7 protein-coding genes are annotated in these 8,340 nt (G+C 63.3%); all 7 read left to right on the forward strand.

All coding sequences use genetic code 11. The annotated features are described in order from the left end of the window. On the forward strand, positions 1-1,418 hold a 1,418-nt coding region (locus I2E26_RS07505; RefSeq protein WP_195420237.1), incomplete at its 5' end, for a DUF1846 domain-containing protein. 176 nt (positions 1,419-1,594) lie between these two features. Further along, positions 1,595-2,596, forward strand: a complete 1,002-nt coding sequence (locus tag I2E26_RS07510) for a site-specific tyrosine recombinase (protein ID WP_195420238.1) — start codon at positions 1,595-1,597, stop codon at positions 2,594-2,596. A gap of 639 nt (positions 2,597-3,235) precedes the next feature. Then, positions 3,236-3,667 (forward strand): division/cell wall cluster transcriptional repressor MraZ, encoded by a 432-nt coding sequence (locus I2E26_RS07515; protein ID WP_370551468.1) that lies wholly within the window; start codon positions 3,236-3,238, stop codon positions 3,665-3,667. Between the two features lie 14 nt (positions 3,668-3,681). Then, positions 3,682-4,647: a 16S rRNA (cytosine(1402)-N(4))-methyltransferase RsmH gene (gene rsmH, locus I2E26_RS07520; protein WP_147588081.1), complete on the forward strand. Its 966-nt coding sequence runs from the start codon at positions 3,682-3,684 to the stop codon at positions 4,645-4,647. A 103-nt stretch (positions 4,648-4,750) separates the two neighbouring features. Then, positions 4,751-5,182: a hypothetical protein gene (locus I2E26_RS07525; RefSeq protein WP_147588082.1), complete on the forward strand. Its 432-nt coding sequence runs from the start codon at positions 4,751-4,753 to the stop codon at positions 5,180-5,182. A 36-nt stretch (positions 5,183-5,218) separates the two neighbouring features. Beyond that, complete coding sequence (locus I2E26_RS07530) at positions 5,219-6,985, forward strand: penicillin-binding protein 2 (protein ID WP_229056491.1); 1,767 nt, start codon at positions 5,219-5,221, stop codon at positions 6,983-6,985. A gap of 108 nt (positions 6,986-7,093) precedes the next feature. Next, the coding region (gene murF, locus I2E26_RS07535) for a UDP-N-acetylmuramoyl-tripeptide--D-alanyl-D-alanine ligase (RefSeq protein WP_195420239.1) at positions 7,094-8,340 on the forward strand (1,247 nt) is incomplete at its 3' end.

Raw genomic sequence — 8,340 nt, forward strand, 5'->3', positions numbered from 1 at the left:
TCGACGAACTTGGCGGCAAGTTGTATCTCGAGTTTGGCGGCAAGCTGTTCGACGACTACCATGCGTCGCGGGTCCTGCCCGGTTTTGAGAGCGATACCAAATTCCGTATGCTCCAGAAGCTTGTCGACGACGTCGAGATCATCATCGCCATCAATGCGAACCATATCGAGAAGAACAAGGCCCGCGGCGATCTGGGTATCACCTATGACGAGGACGTCCTTCGCCTTACGGATATCTTCCGTGCGAATCGCTTCGCGGTCGCCGGCGTCGTGATCACCCAGTATGCGGGTCAGCCCGCTGCCGCCGTCTTCCGCCATCGTCTGGAGGAGATGGGCATCACCTGCAAGCTCAATTACCCCATCGAGGGCTATCCCCACGACATCGACCTCATCGTTTCGGAAGATGGCTACGGTAAGAACGAGTTCGTGGAGGCCACCCGTCCGCTCGTGGTCGTTACCGCGCCCGGTCCTGGTTCGGGCAAGCTCGCCACCTGCCTGTCCCAGCTCTATCACGAGCACAGCCGCGGCGTCGAGGCGGGCTATGCCAAGTTCGAAACCTTCCCGGTGTGGAATCTGCCGCTCAACCATCCGGTGAACATAGCCTACGAAGCCGCTACGGTCGATCTGGACGACGCCAACATCATCGACTCGTTCCACCTCGAGGCCTATGGAAAGACCGCGGTGAACTACAACCGCGATGTCGAGGCGTTTCCGGTGGTCAAGGCGTTGATGACAAAGATCTTGGGCGAGAGCCCGTACCAGAGCCCCACGGATATGGGCGTCAACATGGTCGGCTTCGCCATCTGCGATGACGAGGCCTGTCGCGAGGCCTCGCTGGCCGAGATCGTGCGACGCTATTTCGATGCCGCGGCGCGCGTGAAGCGCACGGGAATGGGGGAGGAGCAGGTCGGACGCCTCAAGGCCATCATGCAGAAGGCGGGAATCGACAAGGGCTACCTGCCCACGCGCGAAGCCGCGCTCGAGCGTGAAGAGGAGACCGGCGGCCCGGTGGGCGCCATGATCCTGCCCGACGGCACGGTTATCACGGGCAAGACGTCCGAGCGCCTCGGTGCGGCGAGCTCGCTGCTGATGAACGCCCTGAAGACGGTCACGGGGGTCGATGTGGAGGAGGATGTGATCGACGATGGTGCCATCGACCCCATCTGCCGTCTTAAGACGGAGTTCCTCGACAGCAAGAACCATCGCCTCCATTCCGATGAGACGTTGATCGCGCTGTCCATCTCTTCGGCTACGAGCGATGTCGCGAAGCGCGTGATCGGCGGGCTTTCGGCGCTTCACGGATGCGATGCGTTCTTTAGCGTGATCATCTCGCAGACAGATGAGGAGCTGTACCGCAAGCTCGGTATCAACGTGTGCTGCGAGCCCAAGTACGAGCGTCATACGTTCTATCATAAATAGGCTTCGTCGTGAGACGGGCTGCCTGATACGATGCGATGGAGGGGCGATTCGATGCGAGGCGCCCCTCCATCGCTGTATATGGTGCGCGGTGCGAAGGGACGGGACGGCTCCCGCGCCCTTGCGTGACGGGGTGTGTAGGCGGGTATTCATGCCGTCGAGCTATGCGGGAGGTGCATATGGGGGAGTGCGCTCATGCGTCCGGGCCAACCGGTGCTCGGGAATCGACCATTTCGAAGCGCTTCTTGATTCCCGGGGCGCCGTTGGATGGCGCCACCGCCCTCGAAGGCGCTCTGGAGGAATACCTCTCGCACCTGGTGGTCGAGCGCAACGCCTCGCCGCGAACGGTGGAGGGCTATCGACGCGACCTTCGGCGCTATCTCTCCTATGCGCTGCTCCAAGGGGCGTGCGCCCCCGACGATGTCGACCTATCGTTGATCGAGGCCTTTGCCGCCGAGATGCGCCGCGCGCGCTATGCCGCGGCGTCGATCGAGCGCTCGCTCGCCGCCATCAAGGGATTCCATCGCTTTATGAGCCGCGAGGGCCTTGCATCCTCCCAGCCCACGGCCGCCCTGCATCTCCCGCGCAAGGCGGAGCGCCTGCCGCAGTGCCTTTCCATCGAACAGGTTACCAGGCTGCTGGAGCAGCCCTTCACGGCTACCCCGACGGGTGATCGCGATCGCGCCCTGTTGGAGGTGCTCTACGGATGCGGCCTTCGCGTGGGCGAACTCGTCGGCCTCGATACGGGCGATGTCTTTTGGGACGAGGAGTTCGTGCGCGTGCTCGGCAAAGGCTCTAAAGAGCGCTTGGTGCCCCTGGAGGGCGCGGCGTACCGCTCGTTGGCGTCATATGTGTTCGACGGCGCCCGTTCGGCGTTGGCATCGCATGCTCGCACGGGCGCTCCTGCCGATGCGGTGTTTTTGAATAAGAACGGGACGCGCCTTTCGCGGCAGAGCGTGTTTACGCTGTGCGAGCGCGCGGGCCGCGCCGTTGGCATAGAGGGACTGCATCCCCACGTGCTGCGGCATTCGTTTGCCACGCATATGCTTGCGGGCGGAGCGGACCTGCGCGTGCTTCAGGAGATCTTGGGGCATGCCGATATCTCGACCACGCAGGTTTACACCCATGTGGACCGCACCCATATCACCGAGGAGTATCTCGCCGCTCATCCCCGGGCGTGAAGACGACGCCGATGCGGCGCGGGACTCGGTGGGGAGGTGGTGGGACGCGCGGTTGCCGGGTGCGGCCGGTAGGGCTGCGCGTCCGCTTGCCAGCGGCCCGCCGTGCGCATGGTGGGAGGCTGGTGGGACGGATGGCCGTATCGGGGCCGATCGAGAGGGTGGGGATTGGGGAGCGTCTCTGCCCCTCGTGGCGGCGTTCCAGGCCTGTAGCGCTGCATATTTTGCCGTTTCCTTCAGGAATGACCCAAAGTATAGTGGTCTGTTCAATTCCCTGTCCATGCGAAGCGCTATAGTACGGCTATCGATGGGGCGTTGGGGATCTCCACCTCATCTACCTGCGGCTTCACAGTCGACTCACAACTGAATAAAATCGGTTCAAGCTCAACTTGAAGGTTATCCTCCCCTTGGTTCCGTGGCGTTGATGGTGCTTACCACCGTATCTAACACAATATGTAGTGTTTGTTCTGCGCCCTGAATCCCGTCCCCACATCTCTCCCACGTGTCATGGTGTGGGAGGGTGGGGGAGAGGGTGGGAAAAAGTGTTGCGAAAAGTACCGCTAGCCCATAAGATGGAAAGCGTCGACAGAGGGGGTGGTTCCCCGTATCGCGCATCCGAGCAACCGAGGGGAGGGCGCAGCAGTGATCTTGACCGGAACATACGAGCGCAATCTCGATGCCAAAGGTCGTTTGTCCCTGCCTGCTGCCGTCCGCGACGAGCTCTCGACGCACGTGTACGTGTTGCCCGCACCCGATGTCGATGCCCTGTATGTGTTCTCGAGCGACGAGTATGAGAAGTGGGTCATGGCCCTCTTCGAGAAGCGCGGCGGTTTCGACCCCCGTAAGCGCGAGGACCAGGCGCTCATGAGGAAGGTCAACTCGATGGCGACGCCGATGGATATCGACTCCGCCTCCCGTATCGGTCTTTCCGAAGCGCTTCGCGAGAAGAAGCATCTCTCTCGCGAGGTCACCGTGGTGGGCAACTTCGACCACCTGGAGATCTGGGACCGCACAACCTGGGATCAGGCGCAGCAGGAGTCCGATGAAGACCTGGCAGACCTCTTCTATTCGTAAGGACGGCAACACATATGGAGACGGGATCTTTGACACCTGAATTTCGGCATGAACCTGTCATGCTCCAAGAAGTGCTCGACACGCTCGCACTCACGCCCGGCTCGGTCGTATGCGACTGCACGCTGGGAGGCGCCGGCCATTCGGTTCGTATGGCGGCCTGCGTGGGCGCGGACGGCCTTCTGCTCGGCATCGACCAGGATGACATGGCGCTCGCCGCGGCGGGGGAGCGGCTCGACCGCGAAGCCCCGGATACGCCGCATCGCTTGCTCAAGGGCAATTTCGGCGATATGGATGCGCTGCTGTGCTCGGCGGAGGTGCCGGGTGTCGATGGATTCCTGTTCGATCTGGGCGTTTCGAGCCCGCAGCTTGATATCCCAGGAAGGGGCTTCTCCTACAACGAGGACGCCCCGCTTGATATGCGCATGGATCCGGGAAACAACACCCTAGACGCAGCTGAGGTCATCAACACCTATTCCGAAGCAGACCTCGCCCGGATTCTCCGCGTCTACGGCGAAGAGAAGTTCGCGACGCAGATCGCGCGCGAGATCGTTCGACGCCGTGCCACGAGCGAGATCGCCACGACGGGCGATTTCGTCGAGGTGATCAAGGCTGGAATTCCCGCGGCCGCACGCCGCCATGGCGGGCATCCCGCCAAGAGAAGCTTCCAGGCCATTCGCATCGAGGTCAACCACGAGCTCGAGGTGCTCGAGCGCGGACTCGAGGCGGCGATTCGCTGGGCGAATCCGGGAGGGCGCATCTGCGTTATCTCGTATCACTCGCTCGAGGATCGCATCGTGAAGAACATCTTCAAGGAGATGAGCCAGGGCTGCACGTGCCCGCCGGATATACCGGTCTGCGTGTGCGGCAACGTGCCGACGTTGAAGGTGCTTACCCGCAAACCCCTTGTCGCGTCGCCGGAAGAGGTGGCGCGCAACCCCCGAGCCCGTTCGGCGAAGATACGCGTGGCGCAGCGGTTGTAGCCGATGCGCCTGTACCTCCGCCAGCGTGCGCGCATGAATCGTTCTACTGAATCGCAGCACCGCCCATGGCGATGCGCACACCGAAAGCGGAGGCTTGCATATCATGGCCTATTACAACTCAAATGCAGCACGTGCCTATGATATGCAGGACGAGGCATATGAGCCGTACGGCGCGTATGCCCCCGCCGCCCCGCGCGAGGAGGCTCGTCCCCGACTCGACGTCCTGACGGGTGCCGGCCGCGAGGCCAATCAGGGCGTGAGCCCGCTGTTCACCACCGTGGCGAAGGTCGCGGTCGCCATGGTGCTCGTGCTCTTCGCCGTAGGCGCCGTGCGCGTCGCCCTGGGCAGCATGACCACGGTCGCGCTCAACGCCAACGCGGAGATGACCACCGCTATCAGCGAGGCGCATCAGGAGGCTTCCGATCTGGAGGTCAAGCGCTCCGTGTACGGCTCCCGTGCGCGCATCCGCGACCTTGCGGCCGATACGCTCGGCATGGTGGAGGCGGAAGGCGGCGTTACGCTCGACCTGTCCTAGGGCTCGATGTGACGGAACGACGGAATTGACTGATCTATGAATAATCGCATGCATCGTGAAAACGAGAACGGCCCGCGCGGGACGACGGATCGTCGGCCGCGCGGGCAGCGTGATATCGCGCCTACGGACTTCATTCGCAGCGGCGTCGATGGCGAGTCGTTTTCGCGTCGAGCGGTGCTGGGAGGCCTGTTCGGCGCGGCCCTGGTGCTCGGCGTGGGAAAGCTCGTAGACTACCAGGTCGTAAACAGGGACGCCTACCTCGAGCAGGCCGACATGCGCCGCCGTATTGGCGCGACGCTGTTCGCGAAGCGCGGGACCATCTACGACCGCAACGGCAACGTGCTCGCTGCGAGCGCGGAGTGCTCCAATGTATACGTCAATCCGCAGCGCATCGAGTCGCGTAAGAAGGCGGCCCGGGCTCTCGTCGACGTATTGGGCATCGATAGGAAGTTCGCAGCCGAGGTGGTTTCCGGCGAGGGCACGTTCGCCTATGTCAAGCGGCTGGTTGACCGGGAGGACTGCGATCGTCTTGCCGAGAAGGACATAGCCGGCATCGAGTTCGAGCCCGCCGTCAAGCGCGTCTATCCGTATGGGCCCCTCGCCGCCCAGGTGCTGGGCGCCGTGGGCTTTGATAACAAGGGCATCTCGGGACTCGAGGGGTACTACGACGACATCCTCACCGGCTCCGATGGATACGTGGAGCGCGAGTCGGGCGCCGGCGGCTCGTTCATCGCCGGCGGCGATTACGAGAAGACGCCTGCGACCGACGGCGGCGACATCGTTTTGAGCATCGATGCGGATATCCAGCAGGCCGCCGAGGAAGCCATGGCAAAAGCCGTGGAGGACTCCGGCGCGAAGTACGGATCGGCGATCGTGGTCGATCCCACGACCGGCGATATCCTTGCAGCGTGCTCCTATCCCACCTATGATCCCTCCGACCTCTCCACGGCGCGCGCAGAGGATATGAACCTGCGCGTCGTCACCGACGCCTACGAGCCCGGTTCGGTTTTCAAGGCGCTCGTATGCGGCATGGCCATCGACATGGAGAAGATCTCGCCCGACACCGAGTTCAGCGTGCCGGCCAGCGTCCTGGTGGGTTCGGACCGCGTGTACGATGTCGACAAGCGCGACTATACGATGACCATGACCACGCGCGAGATCATGCGTCGTTCGTCCAATACCGGCATGGTGCTGGTGGGCAAGGAGATCGGCGCCGACAGCTTCGCGAAGTACCTGAAGAAGTACGGCCTGGGTACCAAGAGCGGCGTGGATTTTCCGGGCGAGTCGACCGGAATCATCCGCAAGCGCAGCGAATACGATGGCTCCAGCTTGGGCTCCATGTCCTTCGGACAGGGCATCGCCGTATCTCCCATCGAGCTGGTGCGTGCCATGACCGGCATCGCGAACGGCGGCATCATGTCCACGCCCCATTTCCTGCTTTCAAAAAAGGGCGAGGAGGTTGATTGGAGCTCCTCGCAGAAGCGCTGCATCAGCGAAGAGGCGGCCCGCCAGGTCGTTTCGATGATGGAGACGGTCGTGGCCGAGGGTACCGGTTCTGCGGGCCAGATCGATGGCTATACCATCGCCGGCAAGACCGGCACCGCCGAGCGAGCGGGCGAGGGCGGCTACGAGGAGCTCAACAACATGGCATCCTTCCTCGGTTTCACATCGCCCGACAACCCGCGCGCCATGGTGTATATCACGCTCGATGGAACGGCGTACACCTCGAGCGTCGCGATGCCTCCGTTCAAGGAGATCATGCGGGCAGCCATCAGCAGCCTGGGCATCAAGCCCGATGCATAGGTTGGATGCGAGCGCACGTGGCGTGGAGCGTTCACACACCCTGCACCACAGCCGGGGTATCGCGCGATACAATTGACCGCCAGGATATGAGCGTACGAAGGGTGACGCATGATTGAGATAGCTGTGAAGTACCTCGAAAGCGTGACGGGGGCCAAGCCTTGGACGGGCAACGCCGACCGTATCTGCCGCGGGGTGGTGATCGATTCGCGCGGCGTGGAGGAGGATTCCATCTTCGTGGCGTTCCCGGGCGAGCGCGTGGACGGCAACGCCTTCGCGCCGCAGGCGATCCAGGCGGGCGCGGCGTGCGTGGTGCTCACGGTCGAGCCCTCCCGCGAGCTGCTGCGCCTTGCCGACGAGCACGAGTGCGCGGTCTTTACCTGCGACGATCCCACGGAGTTCCTGCTCCGCCTGGCCCAGGGCTACCGCGCCCGCATGCGCTGCACCGTGGTCGCCGTGACCGGCTCCATCGGTAAGACCACCACCAAGGACGTTCTGTGCGCCCTGCTATCCACCCGCTATCGCGTGCACGCCACCCAGGGCAACTACAACAGCGTGATCGGCATGCCGCTCACCATCCTGGCCGCTCCGCGAAACACCGAGGTCATGGTGCTCGAGATGGGCATGGACGCCCGTGGGCAGATCGAGCGTCTGTCGCGCTGCGCCCAGCCCACGTATTCGATCATCACCAAGATCGGCACGTCGCATATCGGCCTGCTGGGGAGCCGTGAGAACATCGCCCGTGCGAAAGCCGAGGTCTGCTGCGGCATGCCGCCATCGAGCGAGAATTTCGAGGGGCACCACTCCGCGCTCGTGCTTTCGGGCGAAGACGACTTCACGCCGTTCATCATCGAGCATTTCGCCAAGCCGGCCGGTATCGACGTCATCCTGTGCGGCCTGTCTGCCGACGACGACGTCTCGGCTACGTCCATCGAGGTCGGCGAGGACGGCCGTCCCACGTTCAATATGATGGTGCGCAACGGATCGCAGTTCAAAACCACGCTCGCGATTCCCGGAAAGCAGTCGGTGGGCAACGCGCTGTACGCCGCGGCCGTGGCATCCGAGCTCGGCATCCCCCAGTTCACCATCGACGAGGTGTTCCAGAGCCTGCAGATCACCGGTCGTCGCCAGGAGGTTCGGCGTGCCGCTTGCGGCGCCCGCGTAATCGACGACTCGTACAACGCCAGCCCGGAATCCATGGCCGCCGGTCTGGACCTGCTGTCAACGCTTCCCTGCAGCGGCACGCGCATCGCCGTTCTTGGCGAGATGGGCGAGCTGGGCGAAGAAGGGGAGCGCTTCCATGAGCTGGTGGGAGCCTATGCCGCGGCGAAGAAGCCGGGCCTTGCCATCTTCGTGGG

It is taken from the genome of Collinsella sp. D33t1_170424_A12, from assembly GCF_015554865.1.
Taxonomy (GTDB): domain Bacteria; phylum Actinomycetota; class Coriobacteriia; order Coriobacteriales; family Coriobacteriaceae; genus Collinsella.